Here is a 23655-nt window from a genome sequence, read left to right on the forward strand (position 1 = left end):
ACGGCGGCTGTCAGTCGCGCGTCGTACGCTGGGAGCCCCGGCCCGTGCGACGTGTCGGGCGGCTCGCGTTGCCCACCGGCCCCACCGGCAGGTGCCGCCGCGCGGCCGACCAAAGTGTTCTCAAGCATCGGATGGATGCCCTTCATGAGCCTGCACGGCCTGCTGGACGCAGTGGTACGAGACTCGGCGCTCGCCGAAGCGGTGAAGGCCGCCGTCGACGGCAACCGCATGCACGTCGACCTCGTCGGCCCCTCCGCGGCCCGCCCCTTCGCCGTCGCCGCCCTCGCCCGTGACGCCGGGCGCCCGGTGCTGGCCGTCACCGCGACCGGGCGGGAGGCGGAGGAGCTGGCGGCGACCCTGCGCACCCTGCTGCCCGAGGACTCGGTGGCGGAGTTCCCGTCCTGGGAGACGCTGCCGCACGAGCGGCTCTCGCCCCGTTCGGACACGGTGGGCCGCCGGCTCGCCGTCCTGCGCAGGCTGGCCCACCCGCAGCAGGACGACCCGGCGGCCGGCCCGCTGAGCGTGGTCGTCGCGCCCGTGCGCTCCGTGCTCCAGCCGCAGGTCAAGGGCCTGGGCGACCTCGTGCCCGTATCGATCAGGTCCGGGCAGAGCGCCGATCTCGGCGAGCTCACCGACGCGCTCGCCGCCGCCGCGTACGCCCGGGTCGAACTGGTCGAGAAGCGTGGCGAGTTCGCGGTCCGCGGCGGCATCCTGGACGTGTTCCCGCCGACCGAGGAGCACCCGCTGCGCGTGGAGTTCTGGGGTGACGACGTCGAGGAGATCCGCTACTTCAAGGTCGCCGACCAGCGCTCCCTCGAAGTCGCCGAGCACGGCGTCTGGGCGCCCCCGTGCCGGGAGCTGCTGCTCACCGCCGACGTCCGGGAGAAGGCCGCGGCCCTCGCCGAGGCCCACCCCGAGCTGGGCGAGCTGCTGCACAAGATCGCCGAGGGCATCGCGGTCGAGGGCATGGAGTCCCTCGCCCCGGTCCTCGTCGACGACATGGAGCTGCTGCTCGACGTGCTGCCGCAGGGCTCGATGACCGTCGTCTGCGACCCCGAGCGGGTCCGGACCCGGGCCGCCGACCTCGTCGCGACCTCCCAGGAGTTCCTGCAGGCCTCCTGGGCCGCGACCGCGGGCGGCGGCGTGGCCCCCATCGACGTCGGCGCCGCCTCGCTGCGGGGCATCGCCGACGTCCGTGACCACGCCCGTGAGCTCGGCATGATGTGGTGGTCGGTCTCCCCGTTCGCCGCCGACGACGTCGACCACGAGGACGACACCCTCAAGCTCGGCATGCACGCCCCCGAGCTGTACCGGGGTGACACCGCCAAGGCGCTGGCCGACACCAAGGGCTGGCTGGCCGACGGCTGGCGGACCGTGTTCGTCACCGAGGGCCACGGCACCGCTTCCCGTACGGTCGAGGTGCTGTCCGGGGAAGGCATCGCCGCCCGCCTCGACGCCGACCTCAGCGCCCTCGCGCCGAACGTGGTGCACGTCGCCTGCGGCGGCCTCGACAACGGCTTCGTGGACCCGGCCCTCCAGCTCGCCGTGCTCACCGAGACCGACCTCACCGGCCAGCGCACCGCCACCAAGGAACTCGGCCGGATGCCGGCCCGCCGCCGCAAGTCCGTCGACCCGCTCACCCTTGAGGTCGGCGACTTCATCGTGCACGAGCAGCACGGCGTGGGCCGCTACATCGAGATGGTGCAGCGCACCGTGCAGGGCGCCACCCGCGAGTACCTCCTCGTCGAGTACGCGCCGGCCAAGCGCGGCCAGCCCGGCGACCGCCTCTACATCCCCACCGACCAGCTGGAACAGGTCACCAAGTACGTGGGCGGCGAGGCCCCCACCCTGCACCGGCTCGGCGGCGCCGACTGGACCAAGACCAAGGCGCGCGCCAAGAAGGCCGTCAAGGAGATCGCCGCCGACCTCATCAAGCTGTACTCGGCGCGGATGGCCGCCCCCGGCCACACCTTCGCCCCCGACACCCCCTGGCAGCGCGAGCTGGAGGACGCCTTCCCGTACGTGGAGACGCCCGACCAGCTGTCCACCATCGCCGAGGTGAAGGAGGACATGGAGAAGTCCGTCCCGATGGACCGGCTGATCTGCGGCGACGTCGGCTACGGCAAGACGGAGATCGCGGTGCGCGCCGCCTTCAAGGCCGTCCAGGACGGCAAGCAGGTCGCCGTCCTGGTCCCCACCACGCTCCTCGTCCAGCAGCACTTCGGCACCTTCACCGAGCGCTACGCCCAGTTCCCGGTCAACGTCCGCGCGCTGAGCCGCTTCCAGACCGAGAGCGAGTCCAAGGCCACCCTGGAGGGGCTCAGGGACGGCTCGGTCGACCTGGTCATCGGCACGCACCGGCTGTTCTCGCAGGAGACGAAGTTCAAGGACCTGGGCCTGGTCATCGTCGACGAGGAGCAGCGCTTCGGCGTCGAGCACAAGGAACAGCTGAAGAAGCTCCGCGCCAACGTCGACGTGCTCACCATGTCGGCCACCCCCATTCCCCGTACGCTCGAAATGGCGGTCACCGGCATCCGCGAGATGTCCACGATCACCACGCCGCCGGAGGAGCGCCATCCGGTGCTGACCTTCGTCGGGCCGTACGAGGAGAAGCAGATCGGCGCCGCGGTCCGCCGCGAGCTGCTGCGCGAGGGCCAGGTCTTCTACATCCACAACCGGGTGGAGTCCATCGACCGGGCCGCCGCCAAGCTGCGCGAGATCGTGCCCGAGGCGCGCATCGCCACGGCCCACGGCCAGATGTCGGAAACGGCCCTTGAGCAGGTCGTCGTCGACTTCTGGGAGAAGAAGTTCGACGTCCTCGTCTCGACCACGATCGTCGAGTCCGGCATCGACATCTCCAACGCCAACACCCTGATCGTCGAGCGCGGCGACAACTTCGGCCTCTCCCAGCTGCACCAGCTGCGCGGCCGGGTCGGCCGTGGCCGCGACCGGGGTTACGCGTACTTCCTCTACCCGCCGGAGAAGCCGCTCACGGAGACCGCGCACGAGAGGCTGGCGACCATCGCCCAGCACACCGAGATGGGCGCCGGCATGTACGTGGCGATGAAGGACCTGGAGATCCGCGGCGCGGGCAACATGCTCGGCGGAGAGCAGTCGGGTCACATCGCGGGCGTCGGCTTCGACCTGTACATCCGGATGGTCGGCGAGGCCGTGGCCGACTACCGGTCGGCCGTCGACGGCGGCGGCGAGCAGCCGGAGGCCCCCCTGGAGGTCAAGATCGAGCTCCCGGTGGACGCCCACGTCCCGCACGACTACGCGCCCGGCGAGCGCCTGCGCCTGCAGGCCTACCGCGCGATCGCCTCCGCCACCACGGAGGCCGACATCACCGCCGTGCGCGACGAGCTCACCGACCGCTACGGCAAGCTCCCCGAACCGGTCGAGAACCTGCTCCTGGTGGCGGGCCTGCGGATGCTGGCCCGCGCCTGCGGGGTCGGCGAGATCGTGCTCCAGGGCCCGAACATCCGCTTCGCCCCGGTCGAGCTCCGCGAATCCCAGGAGCTCCGCCTCAAGCGGCTCTACCCGCGGACGGTCATCAAGCCCACGGCGCACCAGATCCTGGTGCCGCGCCCGAGCTCGGGCAAGATCGGCGGCAAGCCGGTGGTGGGCCGGGAGCTGCTGTCGTGGACGGGCGAGTTCCTGGCGACGATCCTGGGCGGCTGACCCTCCCGGCGGACACCCGGCCCGTGTGGACCCGGCCACGTTTCGGTGTGGTGTCGCGGGTCGGGGGGTTCGTTCGGGGCATCCGTCCCTAAGGTGGTGCGTTTCCGGTCGCGGTGATGAACTCCTTGGGGTGGCACGTCTTGATATCTCGTACGAGCACGAGCACGAGGACCTTGAAGACCTTGAAGGCCGTGTCGGCGGCGGGACTTGGCGCGGTGCTGCTGCTCGGCAGCGCGGGGTGCGACTCCCTCGGCAGCTCGACGGGCACGAGCTCGGGCTCCGGCTCGGGTACGGGCGCCGGGCGGGGCGGGCCCGCCGGGAAGCCCGGCTCCGCACTGGCCGCGGTGGACGGCCTGACCGTCAAGGGGCGGGCACCCAAGACCGGTTACGAGCGGGCGGAGTTCGGCCGGGCCTGGGCCGACACCGACGACAACAGGTGCGGCACCCGGGACGACATACTCAAACGCGACCTCCAGGACGTGAAGTTCACCGACGGCAGGTGCAAGGTCGCCTCCGGTGTCCTCGCGGACGATCCGTACACGGGCGGCCGGATCGAGTACCGGCGCGGCGCCAGCAAGGTCGACATCGATCATCTGGTGGCGCTGTCCGACGCCTGGCAGAAGGGCGCCCAGCAGTGGAAGCCTGGCAAACGGCTCGCGTTCGCCAACGACCCGCTGAACCTGCTCGCCGCGCAGTCCTCCGCGAACCGGCGCAAGGGTGACGGTGACACCGCGACCTGGCTGCCGCCGAACAAGGGGTACCGGTGCGCGTACGTCGCCTCGCAGGTGGCGGTGAAGAAGAAGTACGGCCTGTGGGTCACGGCGGCGGAACGCGACGCGATGCGCAAGGTGCTGAACGGCTGCCCGCAGCAGAGGCTGCCCGCCGGAGGCAACCCGACAGAGGCGCAGGTGGGCAAGAGGTGACGGCCTGAGGGGCGGCCGGGGCGGGGCCGCTGCGGGGGCCGCTGAGGGGCGACGGCCGCCGGAAACGCCGGGACGACCACCGCCGGAAGCGCCACGACGACGACGGGCTGCGCCGGGGCGGTGGCCGCCGGGACGGGCCGGGGTGACGCACCGCGCCAGGGCGACGGTTGCCGGGACGGGGCGCCGGGACGCGTCGACGAAACGGGCCGCCGGGGCGGGCCCGCACCGTCACCCCCGGTTCGCCTCAACGTCGTACGGATGCCACGCCCCCGGTGGCCGGGCCGTCTAGCGTCCCCGCCATGTCACTGCTGACCCACCCCCTCGCCCGCCGCGCCCTGCGCCCCTTCGCGGCCCTCGTCGATCAGCGCGTACGCACCCAGACCAGCGGCACCGGTGGTGAACTCGCCGCTCTGCGCAGCGAACTGGACGCCCTCAAGAAGCAGAGCCACGCCGTGGAGATGCTGCTCGACCGCACCGGCAGGGGGGCCCACCGCATGCCGTCCGCCGGGCAGATCTCGACCCTGGTCGCCCAGGTCGCGGAGGTCAGCGGCAGCGCGCACGCGCGACGGGCGGTGACCTCCGCGTTCCGCACGGTCGTGGCGCTGGAGGCGCTCGGCGTCGGGCGGCTCGCCGGCGGCACCTCGAACGTCTGCGGGAAACTCGCCACGCTGCCGCTGCTCGCCCCGCCCGCACACCCCGACGTACTGGAGATCGGCACGCTGCACGGCCTGTTCGCGACCGCGCTCACCCGCATGCTGCACCGCGAGGGCATCGAGCCCCGGCTGACCATCGTCGACCCGCTGGTCGGCTCGCAGCTCCAGCCCGACGCGGTCCGCGACAGCGCGGACCCGACCGGCACCCCGGTGCGCGAGGACGTCGTACGGGCGAACCTGGCCCTGGCCGGCACGGCCCCCGGCGGACCGTCCGGTACGCGCATCCAGCAGGGCTTCTCGCAGGACCCCGAGGTACGGGCCGCGGTGTCGGACCGGAAGTACGGCGTGATCGTCATCGACGGCGACCACTCCAAGGAGGGCGTGCTGGCGGACCTCGGATGGGCGGAGGAGATCGTCGCCGACGGCGGGATCGTCGTACTGGACGACTTCGGTGACAGGGCGTGGCCCGGCGTGCAGGAGGCGTGGGAGCAGCACCTGGCGGACCACGTGGACACGGCGGGCCCGCGGCTGACCTTCCTGGGCCAGGTGGCCACGTCCGGGTTCCTGCGGAAGGGCTGATGCGCGAACGAGCCGCGTGGGCGCAGATGATGAGGTTCGCCCTGGTCGGGGTGGTCAACACGGCCACCTTCTACGGGGCCTACCTGGTGCTGCACCGGTGGCTGCCTTACTACCCGGCCTATGTGCTGGCGTTCGTGCTGAGCATGGTCGGCTCGTTCTTCCTGAACACCCACTTCACCTACCGGACCCGCCCCACCTGGCGGAAGTTCCTCCTCTTCCCCCTGACCAACCTGACGAACTTCGTGGTCACCTCGGTGGGGGTCTTCGTACTGGTGGAGTGGGCCGGGACGGACGAGCGGGTGGCCCCGCTGGTGGCCGCGGCAGCCGCGATCCCGGTCACCTTCCTGCTGTCACGGCGGATCCTGACGGGGGCGGCGGCGTAGGGGTGCGGGGTGCCGCCCGCCCGGTCACGACGGGCCCGGACCTCCGCCACGCGTCCCGACGGCCGAACCAGCGGACCACCAGCACCGCCACCACCAGCACCGCCGACCCCAGGCCCGTTGCGACGCCCGCCCGCAAGCCCGGCGGACGGAACACGCAGCGGGCCTCCCGGCCGTGCTCGCCCAGGGGCACCGCGAGCAACCCCAGGTGGTTCCCGGCGGGGGAGAGCGGGCCACCGTCTACCGCGCACTGCCAGCCGGCGATCCGAGGCACCGCGAACACCGCCGTCCGGACGACCGCAGCCGCGGAACCCGCCGCCCCGGAAGCCGCAGTCCCGGAGCCTGTCGTCCCGGAAGCCGCAGCCCCGGCTCCCGCAGCCCCGGCGCCCGGCGTCCCGGAAGCCCCCGTCCCGGAGCGAACCGCCCCGGAAGCCCCCGTCCCGGAGCGAGCCGTCCCGGAACCCGCCGCCCCCGAGCCCACCGCCCCCGAGCCCGCCGTCCCCGTACCCGCCGTCCCCGTACCACCCACCACGGCCCGGATCGTGCCGTCCCCCACCTGGATCTCGCTCGCCCCGGCCGCCCGTAGGTCCCGTACCGCCGAGGTCAGCCGGTCCTCGCGGAGGCATGCCGCCTCCGCGCCCCGTGCCCCCGAGCCGTGCAGCTCGATCCGTACCCGGCCGTCCGCGGGAGCGACGCCGGTCTGCTGCATCGCCGCCCGCACCCGCCCCCGCTTGGCCTCGAACCGCACGCCCGGCGCATCCGTGCCCGCCATCCGTACCGTTCCGTTGAAGCCGGGCGCCCACACGAAGACCGGCGCGCCCGGCGTGCACGTACCCGCCGGACCGGGTGAGCCCGCGGGGCCCGCGCTCCCCGGCAGCCGTTCGTACACCTTGGCCCCGAGCAGCAACTCCTGGTTGGCGAAGGCGGAGTGGCCGTAGTGCGCGGCGCCCGCCGGGAGCTCCCGTACGGTCACCAGCGGCGCCGACTCCCGGCGCACCACCGTGAAGTCCGTGTCCGCGCCCTGCCGGTACGTCGACCGCAGCCGGGTGCCGACCCCGAACACCGCGTCCGTGACCGGGTTGTCGAGGCTGTGCGGGGCGCGTCCGCTGCCGTTCCAGCCGTCGCCGAGCGCGCCGAGTGTCCTGGTCAGTACCGCCGAGGTCATGCTGCTGTAGTACGCGGCGCCCTGGCCGCCGACCAGCATCGAGTCGTTGTGCACGGTCTGGGCGCGGCCCGGCTCGGTGCGGCTCAGGGGCCACTCGTCCACCCCCGCGATCACCGCGCTCTGCGCGACCTGCCGGGCGCCGTAGGGGGCGTGGTCGTCCTGCGCGGCCACCCGCCGCTTCGCGGCCCACGCCGTCGTCAGGGCGGACTGTGCGACCGTGCAGCCGACCAGCAGCACGGCGGCCGCCACCGCGTACCCCCGCCGCCTGCCTCCCAGCAGCACCAGCGCGCAGGCCACGGCCACCAGACCGGCGCCCGCGCCGAGCCACGCCCACCGTCCCGTGAAGGCACTGCCGAGCCCGGCGAGCGCCAGCAGCGCCACACATGCCACACCGCCCGCCAGGGCAGGCCGGGGCAGCCGCAGGTGGCTGATCGCGAGCCAGCCCGCGATCACCAGCACCCCGCTCAGTACGAACGTCTGCCGGTACGAGCTGCCGTTCGGCTCGGCGAAGGCGTGCCAGGCCAGATGGGTCGGCCCCCACTGCATCGACACCAGCACGGCGACCGCGAGCACGGGCCAGCCGACCCGTACCCGCACCGCGATCCCCCGGTGGAACGGCAGCGCGCACGCCAGCACCAGCACCACCGAACTCACGTACATCGCGGGCGCGTTGAAGTTGTAGGTGGCGGGGAGCAGGCGCCCCAGCACGTCCCCCCAGCCCGCCTGCCGGAAGCTCAGCCCCATTCCCGGGTACGCGTGCCGTGTCCCCGCGAACACCGTGAACAGCACGGGCGCGGACAGCCCGATCCCGAGGGCCACTACCGCGCACGCCCGCAGCAGGACCCGCACCGGAGGTACACCGCGCGCCGAGCGCTCCGACTCCGACCCGGGCCCCGGGGCCGGAACCGACCCCTGCCTTGGCTTCGGCCCCGGCCCCGGCTCCGCCCCCGCGCCCTTCGGGCCGGCCGGGCCCGTCGTGCGCTCCGTCAGCAGCCGCACGCCCAGTACCAGGCCCGCGCCGGCCGTCGCCATGTACGCGGTGTAGAAGTTCGCCGTCCACACCAGGGCGACCAGGACCACCCCCGCCCCGAACCACAGCCGGAACCTGCGCCCCGTACGCACCCACTCGCCCACCAGGCACAGCAGCGGGAAGCCGATCAGCCCGTCCAGCCACATCGGGTTGTACGACGCCTCGATCACCGCCCACCCGCAGAGCGCGTACGCGGCCCCCAGCGTGCCCGCTGCCCACCACCGCCCGCCCGGCCGGAGCGTGAGCAGCAGCCATGCCATCACCGCGCCCGCCGCCCCGATCCGCGCCACCGACGTCACGTACACCGCGAGGTCGATCTGCTCCTTCGGGAACACCGCGACGAGCAGGGCGAAGGGGCTGGACAGATACGTGCCCACGTCGGGCAGGAAACTGGAGCCGTACCCCGACTGCCAGTTGATCAGCCAGCCGCCGTCGGCCCGGCCGTGCAGCACGTCCCACAGGTGGGCGTGGAAGGGGACGAACTGCGTACCCAGGTCGTTCACGTTCCGGTTCATCCGGCCGAAGGGCTGGCTGCCCGCGAGCGCCGACCCCAGGCAGTGCGTGAGCGCGGCGAGCAACGCGGCGAGCAGCGAGGACGCGGCGACGGGGTGCGCAGCGGGGTACGGGCGCGGAGATCGGCCGGTGCGATTCAGCATGAGGCCGACCGTAAACACCCCGCCAGGCCTTTCACCAGCACCGCGCAATTCCGTTAACCGAACCGCCCGCCGCCCGTCACACAACGCCTGGGGAAACGTCATCTCCCCGCGCTGCCATGGCACATGCTCATCTCCCTCGTCGTGCCCTGTTTCAATGAGGCGGAGATCGTCCGGCGATTCCACGCCCATGTGTCACGGGAAATCGCCCCCCTCGCCCTGTCCGAACCGGCCGCGGAATTCGAGTTCGTGTACGTCGACGACGGCAGCCGGGATGCCACGCTCGAACACCTCCGCTCCCTCGCCACCGCCGACCCCCGGGTGCGCTTCGTGTCCTTCAGCCGGAACTTCGGCAAGGAGGCCGCCATGCTGGCCGGGCTGCGGCACGCCACGGGCGACGCCGTGGTGATCATGGACGCCGACCTCCAGCACCCGCCCGAACTCGTCGCCCGCATGGTCGACCTGCACCTCCAGGGCCATGACCAGGTGGTCGCGCGCCGTACCAGGGCGGGCGACCGCGTCACCCGTACCCTCACCGCCCGCGCCTACTACCGCCTGGTCAACCGCCTGGTGGACGTCGAGCTCGTCGACGGGGTGGGGGACTTCCGGCTGCTGTCCCGCCGCGCCGTGGACGCCGTGCTCCAACTCACCGAGTACAACAGGTTCTCCAAAGGCATCTTCGCCTGGATCGGATTTCCGACCGCGACATTCGAGTACGAGAACGCGGTGCGCGAACAGGGCCGCTCGAAATGGACCTTCGGGAAACTCCTCAACTACGGCCTCGACGGTGTCATTTCCTTCAACAACAAACCCCTGCGCGCCGCCCTCTACTTCGGTCTGCTGCTGCTCGCATTCGCCGCCGCGTACACCATGTGGATCGTCGGTGACGCACTCGTCAACGGAGTGGAAACCCCCGGTTATGTGACCCTGCTCGTCGCCGTCACCGCGCTGTCCGGGGTGCAGATGGTGCTGCTGGGTGTCGTCGGTGAGTACGTCGGCCGCATCTACTACGAGGCGAAGCGCCGTCCGCATTTCCTGATCGGCGAGACGAACACCGGGCCCCGTCCCGTGCCCGCCGCATCCCAACTCATGAACGACTCGTTGGTCGAACCAGTGGCCCGGACCACTCCGGCTGCCTAACATCAACAACCGCAAGGCTGTTGTGCACCGCCGCACGATCACCGCCCACCGGGAGGCACCCTTTGCACCGCCGTACGCGCACCCGCACCACGCTCCTCCTCTCCGCAGGACTGCTCGCCGCGGTCCCCGTACTCACCGCCTGCGGCAGTCAGCCCCACCCGGGAGCGGCGGCCCTCGTGGGCGGCGGGCGCATCGAGATGTCCGCCGTCCAGGGCCAGGTCAAGGACGTGCGCGCCGCCCAGGCGAAGGCGCCACAGTCCGCCCAGCTGATCAGCAACACCGGCCAGATGAACCGGGCCAAGCTGCACAGCATGCTCTTCACCCGGGTCGTGGAGCGGGCCGCCGCCGACGCGGGCGCCGAGGCGAGCCGCAAGGAGATCCAGCAGGCGCGCGGCGCCGCGGCCGCGCAGGCACAGGGCGAGGACAAGCTGGCGCAGATGCTGGTGCAACGAGGTATCGCCCCCGGCCAGATCGACCAGGCGGTACGGGAGGAGATCCTGCTCAACAAGATCGCCGCCGCGAACCAGGCCAACCTCGCCACCCCGGACGGCCAGGCAAAGGTGACCGAGGTCCTCGCCAAGGCGTCCAAGGCGCTGCACATCAGCGTCAACCCGCGCTACGGCACCTGGGACAACGAAAAGATCGGCCTCGCCGACCGCAAGGCCCCCTGGATCACCCAGCGGACCAAGAGCGCGGAGGCCCAGGCGGCCGAGCAGCCGGCGGCCGAACAGCCGGCGGCCGAACAGCCGGCCGCCGAGCAGCCTGCCGCCGGGCAGCCGCAGTAGCCGGACGGGCGGACGGCCCGCGGGCGCGCGCCGAGGCACCGGCCGTACCGCGCGGCCGGGCGCGCCGACCGTGATCGGGCCCGGGTACCGTCGGGAGGGTGACCCCAGAAGCCCCCGGAGCACCCGGCGCCCCCGAAATCCCCCCGGGGCCGTCGCCCGCCACCGCCGCCACCACGAACCCCGCCACCACGACCCCCGCGAGCACGGCCCCCGTAGGCACGGCCCCCGCGAGCACGGCACCCGCAGGCACGGCCCCGGCCCCCGGGCCCCCCGACGCGTCGCCCGCCCCCGGTCGTATCGTCCTGCTCAGTGCCAGTCACCGGGTGGCCCCCGGGCTGCTCTCCTGGCCGGCCTGGCGGACGCTGCGGGAGGCGGACCGGGTGCTGTGCGCCGACGAGCAGCACCCGCAGCTGCCGTACCTGGCCGAGGCGGGGATCTCCGTCGGCCACCAGGTGCCGTCCGCCGAGGAACTGGTCTCCTTCTGCGCGGGCGGCCGGACCGTCGTCGTCCTGCCCTCCGGCGAGGGCGACGCCCGCCTCACGGACGGCCTCGCCCGGCTGGCCGGCTCGAACCGGGTTGCGATGCCCGACCTGGAACTCCTCCCCGCCTCCTACGACCTCCCCGGCGCCCGCCTCCTCGACCTGGTCGACGTGATGGACCGGATCCGCCGTGAGTGCCCGTGGTCGTCCCGGCAGACCCACGAAGGGCTGGCCAAGTACGGCATCGAGGAGGCGTACGAACTCGTCGAGGCCATCGAGGCGGGCGACCGCACCGAACTGCGCGAGGAGCTCGGGGACGTACTCCTCCAGGTCGTCTTCCACGCCCGTATCGCCCAGGACGCCACCGGCGACGAGGGCGAGGACGGCGAGGCGGGGGAGGGCCCCTTCTCCATCGACGACGTCGCGGCCACGCTCATCGACAAGCTCATCCACCGCCACCCCCATGTCTTCGGCGACGAGACGGCGCAGACCCCGGCGGACGTGAAGGCCCACTGGCTGCGCACCAAGGCGGTCGAGAAGCAGCGCGACTCGGTGACGGAGGGCGTCCCCCTCGCCCAGCCCGCCCTGGCGCTCGCCGCGAAGCTGTCCTCACGGGTACGTACCGCGGACCTCGACGTCCCCCTCCCGGCAGGGGACGGCGGCGTCGGCTACCAACTCCTCGCCCTGGCCGCCCGTGCGGAGGCGACGGGCACCGACCCCGAGACGGCCCTGCGGGCGGCGTCCCGCGCGTACCGTGACGCCATCGTCGCTGCCGAGCGGGCGAGGGCTGAGTAGTGTCGTAGGACGAGCCGGTCGAGCGATGCGGGGGCGTGCGTGGCAGGGGAGTTGGGCGAACTCGCGGGGCTGCTGGAGCGCGCCGCGCGCACCTCGCTCTGGACGGGGTGGCGTTGGCGGATCGCGCAGGTGGTCACCACCGCGTACGGGCCGCACGTGGCCGACCGCATGCCCGCGGGGCCGCAGGCCCCCGTGGACGAGTGGTACTCCTGGTTGCAGGACCTCGCGGCGGCGGATCCCGAGGGTTCCGCCCGGGTGCGGCGGGACATCGCGGAGGCCTGCCTCGACCGGGCGTGGGACGGGGGCGCCTTGCCCCGCTCCTTCGGCGTCGGCGCCGACGCCGGGGCCGTGATCCGGTCCGTCCCCTCCGCCACCGTGCAGAGCCATGTCACCGGCGACAACGTCGACCTCACGGGCAACACCGTCAACGGGCAGGTCATCGGCTTCCAGTCCGTCCATCACGCCCCGCCGGCCACGTACGACCGGCGGCCCGTCGGGCAGGTGGGCCCGGTGGAGTTCGGTGTACGCCCCACCCGCCGAGTCGTCGGCCTTCCCGACGTACCGCCGTACGTCGAACGGGACGTCGACCGCGTCCTCGCTGCCCGGCTGGCACGGTCCGGCCTGGTCGTCCTCCTCGCCAAGCCGCTCTCCGGCGCCTCGCACACCGCCTGGAACGCGGTGCGGCAGATGGACGGCCACCAGCTGTACGCACCTGAACCCGGGACCGACCTGCGGACGCTTCCCGCCGACCTGAAGTACGAGTCCGGCGCGCACGTGCTGTGGCTCGACGACCTCACGGGCCATCTCGGCAACGGCGGTCTCACCCCCGGTCTGCTGGGCCGCCTGGCCCACCTGGGTGTGGTGGTTCTCGCCACGATGGACCCCGACGCCCACCACGCCCGGCGCACCGAACGCGTCCTGGCGGCCGCGCACACCGTTCCCCTCGAACGAGGATGGAGCGAGAAGGAGTTCGCGGGACTGGCGTCGTTCGTCGCGGACGGCCGCGTCGCCGAGGTCCACGAGCACGGGGACCGCGCCCAGGTCGCCGCCCACTTCGCCTTCGGCCACCTGCTGCGCGACGAGTGGCACCACCCCGGCGCCCGGACCGCCCACCCGCGAGGGTGCCTGCTGGTCCGCGCCGCCGTCGACCTGGCCATGTGCGGGGTGGAAGGCCCGGTCTCGGAGAGCCTGTTGGCACGGCTGAGTGAGGGTCACGCTGCCGGGTCAGAGGGCCCGGCGGGCGAGTCGTACGGGGAGGCCTTCGCCTGGGCGGGCGCGGAGCGCTTCTCCATCCCGGGGTTCGGCCTGCTCGTCAGGGGCCGGCGGCAGGGTTCATGGAAGGCGCACGGGGCGGTGGTGGCGGGCGAGTGGCCGGTCCTCCACGAGGTGTGGGACCGGGTCCGGCACGAGACGCGGGACGACCCCGACGTCGACAGCGAGGCCCTGACGCGGGCCTACTGCGAGACACTGCGGCCCCGCGCGGAGGCCGGCGAGACGTCTGCCATGGTGCGACTCGGCCGCGCGGTCCCCGAGCGCACCGAGGCCCTCGCCTGGTACCGCAGGGCGGCCGACGCCGGAAGCATCGAGGCCGCGGCCGAGCTGGGCGTACTGCTCACCGAGTCGCCCGGCAGCGAGCAGGAGGCGATCAAGTACCTGGAGACCGCGGCCACCGCGGGACACCTCCCGTCCGCCCGCGCCCTCGGCGGCTTCCTCCGCGACTGGTCCGACCGCTGGCTCGGCGTCGCCGCCGCGACGGAGAGTGACGGTACGGAGCAGCCCCAGCCGCCCTCCGCCGAGCCTCCGGGAGGACCGGCGGGGGAGGCGACGGAAGATCCCGTCCCCGGCGCGGACGGCTTCCGCATCGACCTCGGCCACGCCCCGCCAGCCTGGTACCCGCAGGCACCCGACCCGGTCGAGTTCCATATCGACTACGCGCCGCCCGCCTGGTACCTGCGCAACAGCGCCTCCCCGCCCGAGGACCGCGGTCCCACCTCCGCCCCGGGCTCCGGTTAACGTCACAGCGTGACCGATTCCCGCGCCCCCGAACTCTTCACCTGGGAGTTCGCCACCGATCCCTACCCCGCCTACGCCTGGCTCCGGGAGCACGCCCCCGTGCACCGCACCACGCTGCCCAGCGGTGTCGAGGCCTGGCTCGTCACCCGGTACGGGGACGCCAAGCAGGCCCTCGCCGACCAGCGGCTCAGCAAGAATCCGGCGAACCACGCCGGGTCCTCGCACGCCAAGGGCAAGACCGGCATCCCGGGCGAGCGCAGTGCCGACCTGATGACGCATCTGCTGAACATCGACCCGCCGGACCACACCCGGCTGCGGCGGCTGGTGTCCAAGGCGTTCACGCCCCGTACGGTCGCCGAGTTCGCGCCGCGCGTGCAGGAGCTGACCGACCGGCTGATCGACGGCTTCGACGGGCGGGGGAGCGCGGACCTCATCCACGAGTTCGCCTTCCCGCTCCCCATCTACGCGATCTGCGAACTGCTCGGTGTGCCGCGCGAGGACCAGGACGACTTCCGCGACTGGGCCGGCATGATGATCCGGCACGGCGGCGGGCCGCGCGGCGGAGTGGCACGCTCCGTCAAGAAGATGCGGGCCTACCTCGCGGAGCTGATCCACCGCAAGCGCGAGGATCTGGGCAACGACCTCATCTCCAACCTGATCCGGGCCGGCGACCACGGCGAGCACCTCACGGAGAACGAGGCAGCGGCGATGGCCTTCATCCTGCTGTTCGCGGGTTTCGAAACCACCGTCAATCTGATCGGCAACGGGGTCTACGCGCTCCTGCGCAACCCCGGCCAGCGGGCCCGTCTCCAGCAGGCCCTCGCCGAGGGCGACGATTCCCTGCTCGCCACCGGTGTCGAGGAACTCCTGCGCTACGACGGCCCGGTCGAGCTCGCCACCTGGCGGTACGCCACCGAGGAGCTGACCCTGGGGGGTGCGGACATCGCCGTCGGTGACCCCGTGCTCGTCGTGCTCGCGGCGGCCGACCGGGACCCCGAGCGGTTCCACGATCCGGACACCCTCGATCTCAGCCGTCGGGACAACCAGCACCTGGGCTACGGGCACGGCATCCACTACTGCCTCGGTGCGCCGCTGGCCCGGCTTGAGGCGAGGACCGCGCTCGCGACCCTGCTGACCCGGCTTCCTGACCTGGAACTCGCGGGAGATCCTGCCGATTTGCGGTGGCGTGGCGGGCTCATCATGCGTGGACTGCGCACCTTGCCGGTCGAGTTCGGGGAAGCCGTACCGGTGCCGGTGACTGACGGCTCATCAGTGATGTGACCTTCGCGTGATCTGCACTGCACCGACTTGTGACGGGTGTTCGACTGCGGCTACGTTCACGGGCGACCCGGCAGTTACGACCTGAGGCCCGGTCACCGTCAGCTGAAAGGCAACCGCATGCGCTCCGGGAACGGTAAACACCGCCGCCCGCGTCAGGCACCCGCTCTCGTCGTCGCGGCCGGGGTGACCGGATCCGCACTCGCGATTCCGCTCCTGGGCGCCACCAGCGCCGGTGCGGTCGAGTCGAACACGTGGGACCGGGTCGCTGAGTGCGAGAGCGGTGGCATGTGGAGTGCCGACCTCGGCAACGGCTATTACGGCGGGCTCCAGTTCTCCCAGGAGCAGTGGGACCGGTTCGGTGGCGGTGCGTACGCCCCGCGGCCCGACCTGGCCAGCCGTTCGCAGCAGATCAAGATCGCCGAGAAGGTGTTCGCGGCCCAGGGCCCGAAGGCCTGGCCGAGCTGTTCCGTCGTCTCCGGGCTCACCCCCGGCGGCGGCTCCGGTTCCGGTTCCGGTTCGGGCGGTGTGGACGCCGCCGACCCCGGTACGGACACCCAGGCGCCGGCCACGCCCCCGGCGGGCTCCGTGAAGCCGGACCCCGGCGCGCCGGCCCATCGCGACACCCCGCGCGCGGACAGGAGTGGTGACGCCGACGCCGGGGCCACCACTGCCACCCCGGGCGCCCCCGTGGGCGGGCAGCCCACCGAGCCGGCGGCCGGCTCCAGCATCGGGCCCAGCGACGGGCCCGGCGCCGCGCAGCCGCCCGCCGGTACCGCCACGCCAGAAGCCACGCCCGGTACCGCCACGCCCGGTACGCAGGACCCGGGTGCACAGGGTTCCGGTGCCGCCTCCCCGGACGCGACCGCGACACCCGACGCCTCCGCCACCACCGACCCCTCGGCCACCGGCCAGGGCAAGCACCGCGGCGGGCCGGCGCCCGAGAACTCCGCGCCCGTATCGGACAATTCGTCCGGTAGTGGTGAGGGGGAGGAGCGGGAGACGGGTCGTCATGCCTCCCGTGGCGGCGACAAGGGCGGCGAGGCGCCCGCGCCCGGCGACTACACCGTCCGGCCCGGCGACAACCTCTGGCACATCGCCGACGAGGCCGAGGTGCCCGGTGGCTGGCCGGCGCTCTACGAGGCCAACCGCAAGGCCGTGGGCGACGATCCCGACCTCATCAAGCCTGGCCAGAGCCTCGATCTGAGTGAGAAGCAGGCCGTAAACCCGGGTAGTTAGAGGCCTTATGTCCGGTTCTGCGCAAGTGAGACATGAGTCTCTCTGCCCCAACTGGCGTGTCCCTGCCCGATGGTCCCGTTGTGTCCCCTCTGACCTGCGTAAACAACAGTGCAGTGGGGGCAAGTAGGGGTCGAATGTCCCCGATGTGCCTCTTTGAACATCGGGGACACCTGTGATTACGGTCGTCCTCGCTCGCCACCGGTGAGCACCGGAGCCCGTCACGCCGAATCCTGCCGGCGGGTCCCGGGAGCAGTCGTCGCGTAAGCGCCGTAGGCAGGAGCGGGGGACCCAAGGTAAGTGCCGGGCCCGGACGTTGAGAGACGTGTGGGAACGGCTTGGGGTGAAGCCGACGAAACGGAACGACGCAGCGATGCGGCGGTCCGGACCGGAGGCCGGGCGAACTCACAGCCCGAACCCGACAGCTCACCTCGAAGGCGTCGGTGAGGGGATTTCCATGTCGCTTTTCAGCAAGGGCAAGCACCGCCGTTCGTCCAAGGCCACCCGGGTCGTCACTCTCGCGGGTGTCGCCGGCGTCGCGGTCGCCGCTCCGCTGATGGGGGCCTCGTCGGCCTCCGCCGCCTCCGTCGACACCTGGGACGCTGTCGCCCAGTGCGAGTCCGGCGGCAACTGGTCCATCAACACGGGCAACGGCTACTACGGTGGCCTGCAGTTTACCAACTCCTCCTGGGCCGCCGCCGGTGGTACCCAGTACGCGCCGCGCGCCGACCAGGCCACCAAGAGCCAGCAGATCGCGGCGGCCGAGAAGCTGCTCGACATCCAGGGCCCGGGTGCCTGGGCCTGCGCGGGCGCCGGCAACCTCAGCAACGACGGTGTCGACCCGGGCGTCAGCACCGGCTCCGACGACGCCCCGAAGCAGGAGTCCGCTCCCAAGCAGGAGTCGGCTCCCCAGCAGGAGCAGCGCTCCGAGGCGCCCGCCGCCTCCCGCAGCGAGCACCGCTCGGTGCCCAAGGTCGAGTCCAAGGCCGGCGGCCCGATCAAGAAGGGTGACGGCGAGTACAAGGTCAAGTCCGGCGACACCCTCTCGAAGATCGCCGAGGCCAAGCACGTCAAGGGTGGCTGGCAGCACATCGCGGACCTGAATGAGGACGTCGTCTCCGACGCCGACCTCATCTTCCCGGGTCAGCAGCTCCACCTGAGCTGACCCCGCGGGGATCCCGGCGGCCCACCCCCGCCCGGTTCCCGCCCCGTGGGGCGGACGGCCCACCCCCGTCCGCCCCGCACACCGGACCCCGGCCGGGCGCGACTTCCCCCCAGTACGCGCCGGGCCGGGGCCCTTTTGTGTCCACGTCCCCTCATATGTGCAGAGTCCCGTGCGACGCATGGTGACGAGGTCCGTGACACATGGCGACGGCCGTTGGGCTGTTCGTCCTGTATTACAGGCATTCGGGCATCTTTTCGTCCCAGCGGGCGGTCGATCGGCCGGTTGATGCCTCCGGGCCGGTTAGGCTCATGTCGCAAGGCCGAAAGCGACCCTGCACGTGCGCCCGTCCATCGGGCGCGCCCCTCAGCGTCACATCCCATAAGGAGATGCTCGTGCCGTCCATCGACGTCGTCGTAGCCCGGGAAATCCTGGACTCCCGAGGCAACCCCACGGTCGAGGTCGAGGTCGGCCTCGACGACGGCAGCACCGGTCGTGCTGCTGTTCCGTCCGGCGCCTCGACCGGTGCCTTCGAAGCCATCGAGCTTCGTGACGGGGACCCGAACCGTTACATGGGCAAGGGTGTCGAGAAGGCCGTCCTCGCCGTCATCGAGCAGATCGGCCCGGAGCTCGTCGGCTACGACGCGACCGAGCAGCGCCTGATCGACCAGGCGATGTTCGACCTCGACGCCACCGAGAACAAGGGCTCCCTCGGCGCCAACGCCATCCTGGGTGTCTCCCTCGCCGTCGCGCACGCCGCGTCCGAGGCCTCGGACCTGCCGCTGTTCCGCTACCTCGGCGGCCCGAACGCGCACCTGCTGCCCGTCCCGATGATGAACATCCTCAACGGTGGGTCGCACGCCGACTCCAACGTCGACATCCAGGAGTTCATGATCGCTCCGATCGGCGCGGAGTCCTTCTCCGAGGCCCTTCGCTGGGGCGCCGAGGTCTACCACACCCTCAAGAAGGTGCTGAAGACCAAGGGCCTGTCCACCGGCCTGGGCGACGAGGGCGGCTTCGCCCCGAACCTGGAGTCCAACCGCGCCGCGCTCGACCTCATCGTCGAGGCCATCACGCAGGCCGGTTACATCCCCGGCGAGCAGATCGCGCTCGCCCTCGACGTCGCCGCCTCCGAGTTCTACAAGGACGGCAAGTACGAGTTCGAGGGCGCGTCCCGCTCGGCAGCCGAGATGACCGAGTACTACGAGGAGCTCGTCTCGGCGTACCCGATGGTCTCCATCGAGGACCCGCTGTACGAGGACGACTGGGCCGGCTGGCAGGTCCTCACCGAGAAGCTGGGCGCCAAGGTCCAGATCGTCGGCGACGACCTCTTCGTCACCAACCCGGAGCGCCTGGCCCGCGGCATCGAGGAGAACTCCGCGAACGCCCTGCTCGTCAAGGTCAACCAGATCGGCTCGCTCACTGAGACGCTGGACGCCGTCGAGCTGGCCCAGCGCAACGGCTTCAAGTGCATGATGAGCCACCGCAGCGGTGAGACCGAGGACGTCACCATCGCCGACCTCGCGGTCGCGGTGAACTGCGGACAGATCAAGACCGGCGCCCCGGCCCGCTCGGACCGCGTCGCCAAGTACAACCAGCTGCTGCGCATCGAGGAGATCCTCGACGACGCCGCGGTGTACGCCGGCCGCTCGGCGTTCCCCCGCTTCAAGGGCTGATCACCCCCGGGGTCCGCCCAGGACCCTCCCAGGTGCCAGCTTCCGTTCGTCCCCGTACCCGGCCTTGTACCGTGTGCGGGGACGTCGGTGCGTAACGGGGAGGCGGGAGACAGATGGCCGGGAAGGGTGCGGGCAACCGCGACCGGTTCTCCACCACGACCAGGCTGCGGTTGCTCGGCGAGCAGACCGCCGCCCGGGTCTACCGCTCCCAGACCCGCCGCCAGGCCCGCCGCTCCCGGCTCACCGGCCGGGCCGCGCTGCTGGTCCTGGTGGTCTGCACGCTGGTGGTAGCCCTCGCGTACCCGATACGGAGTTACTTCTCGCAGGCCACCGAGATCTCCGACCAGGAGCAGGCCAGGGACCAGGCCGAGCAGCGCGTGGAGCAGCTCCGCGACGCGAAGGCCAGGCTCCAGGACGACGCGTACATCGTGCGGCTGTCCCGCGAGCACCTGCACTACGTGCGGCCGGGCGAGACCGGCTTCACGATGTACGACCCGGACGCGTCCGGCACGGGCCCGCGCGGCGACGGGGACGAGGCGGCCGACCGGCCCTGGTACTCCCAGGTCTGGGGCGGCGTCGACGAGGCCGACCGGCGCGATCCGTAGCAGACGCAGAACACAGCGACACACGACAGAAGGCACGCATGGACACCCCGCCCCCGACCACGCCGCGCACCGAGCCCACCGACAGGGACATCGAGGCGTTCAAGCTCCAGCTCGGCCGACCGCCGCGCGGGCTGCGCGCGATCGCGCACCGCTGCCCGTGCGGCAACCCCGACGTGGTTGAGACGGCCCCGCGGCTGGAGGACGGCACGCCGTTCCCCACGCTCTACTACATGACCTGCCCGCGGGCCACGGGCGCGATCGGCACCCTTGAGGGCTCCGGCCTGATGAAGGAGATGCAGGCACGGCTGGCGGACGACCAGGGACTGGCGGACACCTACCGGGCGGCGCACGAGGACTATCTGAGGCGGCGCGACGAGATCGAGGAGCTGGTGGGCTTCCCGAGCGCGGGCGGGATGCCGGACCGGGTGAAGTGCCTGCACGTGCTGGTGGGGCACTCGCTGGTGGCGGGCCCCGGGGTGAACCCGTTCGGGGACGAGGCACTGGCCCTGCTCCCCGAGTGGTGGGCCAAGGGCCCCTGCGTCACCCCCTGCGCGGACGCGGAGGCGGCCAAGTGACCCGGGTGGCCGCCGTCGACTGCGGTACGAACTCCATCCGTCTGCTGGTCGCGGACGCCGACCCGGCCACCGGCGAGCTGGTGGACCTGGACCGCCGGATGACCGTCGTGCGGTTGGGCCAGGGCGTCGACCGCACCGGCCGGCTGGCCCCCGAGGCGCTGGAGCGCACCTTCGCGGCCTGCCGCGAGTACGCGTCGGTCATCGAGGCGCACGGCGCGCAGAAGATCCGCTTCGTGGCGACCTCGGCCTCCAGGGACGCGGAGAACCGGGACGAGTTCGTCGCCGGGGTGCTGGACATCCTGGGCGTGGAGCCCGAGGTGATCTCCGGCGAGCAGGAGGCGGAGTTCTCCTTCACCGGCGCCACCAAGGAGCTCGCGGGCCGCGGCGAGGACTACCTGGTCGCGGACATCGGCGGCGGCTCCACGGAGCTCGTCGCGGGCCGCGAGGGCGTCCGGGCGGCCCGTTCCGTCGACATCGGCTGCGTACGGCTCACCGAGCGCCACCAGCCGTCGGCCCCGGCGACCCCGGACCAGGTCGCCGCGATCCGCGCGGACATCGAGGCGGCCCTGGACCTGGCCGGGCGGACCGTGCCGCTCGGCGAGGGCACCCTGGTCGGCCTCGCCGGTTCCGTCACCACCGTCGCGGCGATCGCGCTCGGTCTGGACGCGTACGACCCGGCGGCGATCCACCACGCCCGGATCCCGTACGAGAAGGTGCGGGAGGTCACCGCGATGCTGGTGGCGGCCACCCACGACGAGAAGGCCGCGATCCCCGCCATGCACCCGGGCCGGGTGGATGTCATCGTCGCCGGTTCGCTCATCCTGCTCGCTCTCATGGAGCGTGCCGGGGCGGCCGAGGTGGTCGTCTCGGAACACGACATTCTGGACGGGATCGGCTGGAGCATCGCCTGACGGAACACCGTCCGGAACGAACTTCGTGAAGTTCTTCACAAGGAAAAGGGGCCCGATGGGCCCCTTTTTTTCGCCCCGGGGCCGATCGGGCGGTGCGGCGCCGCCGAGTGCGTGCATAACGGACGGTTCCGGGCGCGTTACGGCTGTATGAAACGCGTAAGTGGTCCAGTGGTCGGCAGGGGTCATCGGGCCTGTTGGGAAGGGGTTTTCAACGACCCCCGGCGCCCGGTGGTTCCCCTCTCGCGCCATGACCTCGATCACGCGGGCCGCGGAGTGTAGCAGAGGGTCCCGCAGACCTTGTGAAGGGGCTCACGAGGTACCCCCCTGCCCGGGGTGGATACTCGATTGCATGAGCACCACGGAGCGTCCCAGGATCCTCGTAGTAGGCGGTGGGTACGTAGGCCTGTACGCGGCACGACGCATTCTCAAGAAGATGCGTTATGCGGAAGCGACCGTCACGGTCGTCGACCCGCGCTCGTACATGACCTACCAGCCCTTCCTGCCCGAAGCCGCCGCCGGCAACATCTCGCCGAGGCACGTCGTCGTACCACTGCGACGCGTCCTTCCCAAGGCCGAGGTGCTCACCGGTCGGGTCACCACCATCGATCAGGACCGCAAGGTCGCCACGATCTCGCCGCTCGTCGGCGAGGCCTACGAGCTGCCCTTCGACTACCTGGTCGTCGCGCTCGGCGCGGTCTCCCGCACCTTCCCGATCCCCGGCCTCGCCGAGCAGGGCATCGGCATGAAGGGTGTCGAGGAGGCCATCGGCCTGCGCAACCACGTCATCGAGCAGCTCGACAAGGCCGACTCCACGACCGACGAAGAGGTCCGCCGCAAGGCGCTCACCTTCGTCTTCGTCGGCGGTGGCTTCGCAGGTGCGGAGACCGTCGGTGAGGTCGAGGACATGGCCCGCGACGCGGCCAAGCAGTACAGCAACGTCTCGCGCGACGACATGCGCTTCCTGCTCGTCGACGTCGCCGACAAGATCCTCCCCGAGGTGGGTCCCAAGCTCGGCGAGTACGGCAAGCAGCACCTGGAGAGCCGTGGCGTCGAGGTCTACCTCAAGACCGGCATGGACTCCTGCATCGACGGCCACGTCAAGCTGAACAACGGCCTGGAAGTCGACTCCAACACCATCGTGTGGACCGCCGGCGTCAAGCCGAACCCGGTGCTGGCCCGTTACGGCCTGCCGCTGGGTCCGCGCGGTCACGTCGACGCCGCCGCCACCCTCCAGGTGCAGGGCACCGACTACATCTGGGCCGCGGGCGACAACGCCCAGGTTCCGGACCTGGTCGGCCGCAAGGCCGGCAACCCGAACGCCTGGTGCCCGCCGAACGCCCAGCACGCGCTGCGCCAGGCCAAGGTCCTCGGCGACAACGTGGTCTCCGGCATGCGGGGCTTCCCGCAGAAGGAGTACAGCCACGCGAACAAGGGCGCCGTCGCGGGTCTCGGCCTGCACAAGGGCGTCGCGATGATCGTCATGGGCAAGATGAAGATCAAGCTCAAGGGCCGTCTCGCCTGGTACGCGCACCGCGGTTACCACGGCATGGCGATGCCGACGTTCAACCGGAAGATCCGTGTGCTGGCCGACTGGACGCTGGGGATGTTCCTCAAGCGCGAGGTCGTCTCGCTCGGCGCCATGGAGACTCCCCGCGAGGAGTTCTACGAGGCCGCCAAGCCCGCACCGGCCCCGGTCGACGCGGTGAAGGTGCCCGCCGCTGCCGAGCCGAAGAAGACCGAGGCAAAGGCTTCCTGACGCCTCACCAGCAGGTCGCACGTCCGTGTCCCGAAGGGGCCGCCCGCCATCCGTGGTGCGGGCGGCCCCTTCGTCGTATCCGTACAAACGTAGATGTACTAGCCATTCATTTTGCCTTCTCGTAACGGGAATCCGGGATGCGGCGACCTCGGGGCGGTGTTAATCCCAGTAGTACGTCGA

17 protein-coding genes and 1 riboswitch are annotated in these 23655 nt (G+C 71.9%); of the genes, 16 read left to right on the forward strand and 1 reads right to left on the reverse strand.

The genetic code is table 11. The features are described 5' to 3' along the window. Nucleotides 1-144 precede the first annotated feature (144 nt). The 4 genes from mfd to ACIQM4_RS15190 all read left to right on the forward strand — a co-directional run bounded on the left by mfd (nt 145) and on the right by ACIQM4_RS15190 (nt 6219). Complete coding sequence (mfd, locus tag ACIQM4_RS15175) at nt 145-3681, forward strand: transcription-repair coupling factor (RefSeq protein ID WP_401591441.1); 3537 nt, start codon at nt 145-147, stop codon at nt 3679-3681. 173 nt (nt 3682-3854) lie between these two features. Further along, nucleotides 3855-4604, forward strand: a complete 750-nt coding sequence (locus ACIQM4_RS15180; protein ID WP_401591196.1) for an HNH endonuclease family protein — start codon at nt 3855-3857, stop codon at nt 4602-4604. A 299-nt stretch (nt 4605-4903) separates the two neighbouring features. Continuing rightward, the gene (locus ACIQM4_RS15185) at nt 4904-5836 is read left to right on the forward strand and encodes a class I SAM-dependent methyltransferase (protein WP_401591199.1); all 933 of its coding nucleotides are present in this window, start codon (nt 4904-4906) and stop codon (nt 5834-5836) included. Next, the gene (locus ACIQM4_RS15190; protein ID WP_401591200.1) at nt 5836-6219 is read left to right on the forward strand and encodes a GtrA family protein; all 384 of its coding nucleotides are present in this window, start codon (nt 5836-5838) and stop codon (nt 6217-6219) included. The genes ACIQM4_RS15185 and ACIQM4_RS15190 overlap by 1 nt, the downstream gene beginning before the upstream one ends. Here ACIQM4_RS15190 and ACIQM4_RS15195 read toward each other — a convergent pair. Continuing rightward, complete coding sequence (locus tag ACIQM4_RS15195; protein ID WP_401591202.1) at nt 6173-9067, reverse strand: YfhO family protein; 2895 nt, start codon at nt 9065-9067, stop codon at nt 6173-6175. The genes ACIQM4_RS15190 and ACIQM4_RS15195 overlap by 47 nt on opposite strands. Nucleotides 9068-9190: 123 nt before the next feature. On the opposite strand from ACIQM4_RS15195, the gene ACIQM4_RS15200 reads away from it, so the two are divergent. The 12 genes from ACIQM4_RS15200 to ACIQM4_RS15255 all read left to right on the forward strand — a co-directional run bounded on the left by ACIQM4_RS15200 (nt 9191) and on the right by ACIQM4_RS15255 (nt 23475). Beyond that, nucleotides 9191-10204 carry a glycosyltransferase family 2 protein gene (locus ACIQM4_RS15200; RefSeq protein WP_401591204.1) on the forward strand — a complete coding sequence of 338 codons (1014 nt, stop codon included), beginning with the start codon at nt 9191-9193 and terminating at the stop codon, nt 10202-10204. A 62-nt stretch (nt 10205-10266) separates the two neighbouring features. After that, nucleotides 10267-10989 (forward strand): SurA N-terminal domain-containing protein, encoded by a 723-nt coding sequence (locus ACIQM4_RS15205; protein ID WP_401591207.1) that lies wholly within the window; start codon nt 10267-10269, stop codon nt 10987-10989. Nucleotides 10990-11087: 98 nt separating this feature from the next. Then, a complete protein-coding gene (locus tag ACIQM4_RS15210) occupies nt 11088-12263 on the forward strand; it encodes a nucleoside triphosphate pyrophosphohydrolase (protein WP_401591210.1) in 1176 nt (391 codons plus the stop codon). Nucleotides 12264-12302: 39 nt separating this feature from the next. Beyond that, on the forward strand, nt 12303-14276 hold the full coding sequence (locus tag ACIQM4_RS15215) for a hypothetical protein (protein ID WP_401591213.1): 1974 nt from the start codon (nt 12303-12305) through the stop codon (nt 14274-14276). A gap of 9 nt (nt 14277-14285) precedes the next feature. After that, nucleotides 14286-15557 carry a cytochrome P450 gene (locus ACIQM4_RS15220; RefSeq protein WP_401591216.1) on the forward strand — a complete coding sequence of 424 codons (1272 nt, stop codon included), beginning with the start codon at nt 14286-14288 and terminating at the stop codon, nt 15555-15557. Nucleotides 15558-15674: 117 nt separating this feature from the next. Beyond that, entirely contained in the window at nt 15675-16793 is a 1119-nt protein-coding gene (locus ACIQM4_RS15225; RefSeq protein ID WP_401591219.1) for a transglycosylase family protein, read from the forward strand. Nucleotides 16794-17048: 255 nt separating this feature from the next. After that, a riboswitch (cyclic di-AMP (ydaO/yuaA leader) is annotated at nt 17049-17245 on the forward strand. Nucleotides 17246-17247: 2 nt separating this feature from the next. Beyond that, a complete protein-coding gene (locus ACIQM4_RS15230) occupies nt 17248-17955 on the forward strand; it encodes a transglycosylase family protein (RefSeq protein WP_401591222.1) in 708 nt (235 codons plus the stop codon). 386 nt (nt 17956-18341) lie between these two features. Beyond that, nucleotides 18342-19628 (forward strand): phosphopyruvate hydratase, encoded by a 1287-nt coding sequence (gene eno / locus ACIQM4_RS15235; RefSeq protein ID WP_401591225.1) that lies wholly within the window; start codon nt 18342-18344, stop codon nt 19626-19628. A gap of 113 nt (nt 19629-19741) precedes the next feature. Further along, the gene (locus ACIQM4_RS15240) at nt 19742-20233 is read left to right on the forward strand and encodes a septum formation initiator family protein (protein ID WP_401591228.1); all 492 of its coding nucleotides are present in this window, start codon (nt 19742-19744) and stop codon (nt 20231-20233) included. Nucleotides 20234-20271: 38 nt separating this feature from the next. Then, nucleotides 20272-20808 carry a DUF501 domain-containing protein gene (locus ACIQM4_RS15245; RefSeq protein ID WP_401591231.1) on the forward strand — a complete coding sequence of 179 codons (537 nt, stop codon included), beginning with the start codon at nt 20272-20274 and terminating at the stop codon, nt 20806-20808. Then, nucleotides 20805-21719 (forward strand): exopolyphosphatase, encoded by a 915-nt coding sequence (locus ACIQM4_RS15250; protein ID WP_401591234.1) that lies wholly within the window; start codon nt 20805-20807, stop codon nt 21717-21719. The genes ACIQM4_RS15245 and ACIQM4_RS15250 overlap by 4 nt, the downstream gene beginning before the upstream one ends. A gap of 349 nt (nt 21720-22068) precedes the next feature. Beyond that, complete coding sequence (locus tag ACIQM4_RS15255) at nt 22069-23475, forward strand: NAD(P)/FAD-dependent oxidoreductase (protein ID WP_401591236.1); 1407 nt, start codon at nt 22069-22071, stop codon at nt 23473-23475. Nucleotides 23476-23655 lie beyond the last annotated feature (180 nt).

The organism is Streptomyces sp. NPDC091272, assembly GCF_044757485.1.
In the GTDB taxonomy this organism is placed as follows: domain Bacteria; phylum Actinomycetota; class Actinomycetes; order Streptomycetales; family Streptomycetaceae; genus Streptomyces.

Bases quoted from the DNA above. Each gene is read 5' to 3' on its own strand.
- mfd (WP_401591441.1), top strand. From the start codon at position 145: ATGAGCCTGCACGGCCTGCTGGACGCAGTGGTACGAGACTCGGCGCTC.
- ACIQM4_RS15185 (WP_401591199.1), top strand. From the start codon at position 4,904: ATGTCACTGCTGACCCACCCCCTCGCCCGCCGCGCCCTGCGCCCCTTC.
- ACIQM4_RS15190 (WP_401591200.1), top strand. From the start codon at position 5,836: ATGCGCGAACGAGCCGCGTGGGCGCAGATGATGAGGTTCGCCCTGGTC.
- ACIQM4_RS15195 (WP_401591202.1), bottom strand. From the start codon at position 9,067: ATGCTGAATCGCACCGGCCGATCTCCGCGCCCGTACCCCGCTGCGCAC.
- ACIQM4_RS15200 (WP_401591204.1), top strand. From the start codon at position 9,191: ATGCTCATCTCCCTCGTCGTGCCCTGTTTCAATGAGGCGGAGATCGTC.
- ACIQM4_RS15225 (WP_401591219.1), top strand. From the start codon at position 15,675: ATGCGCTCCGGGAACGGTAAACACCGCCGCCCGCGTCAGGCACCCGCT.
- ACIQM4_RS15230 (WP_401591222.1), top strand. From the start codon at position 17,248: ATGTCGCTTTTCAGCAAGGGCAAGCACCGCCGTTCGTCCAAGGCCACC.
- eno (WP_401591225.1), top strand. From the start codon at position 18,342: ATGCTCGTGCCGTCCATCGACGTCGTCGTAGCCCGGGAAATCCTGGAC.
- ACIQM4_RS15240 (WP_401591228.1), top strand. From the start codon at position 19,742: ATGGCCGGGAAGGGTGCGGGCAACCGCGACCGGTTCTCCACCACGACC.
- ACIQM4_RS15245 (WP_401591231.1), top strand. From the start codon at position 20,272: ATGGACACCCCGCCCCCGACCACGCCGCGCACCGAGCCCACCGACAGG.
- ACIQM4_RS15255 (WP_401591236.1), top strand. From the start codon at position 22,069: ATGAGCACCACGGAGCGTCCCAGGATCCTCGTAGTAGGCGGTGGGTAC.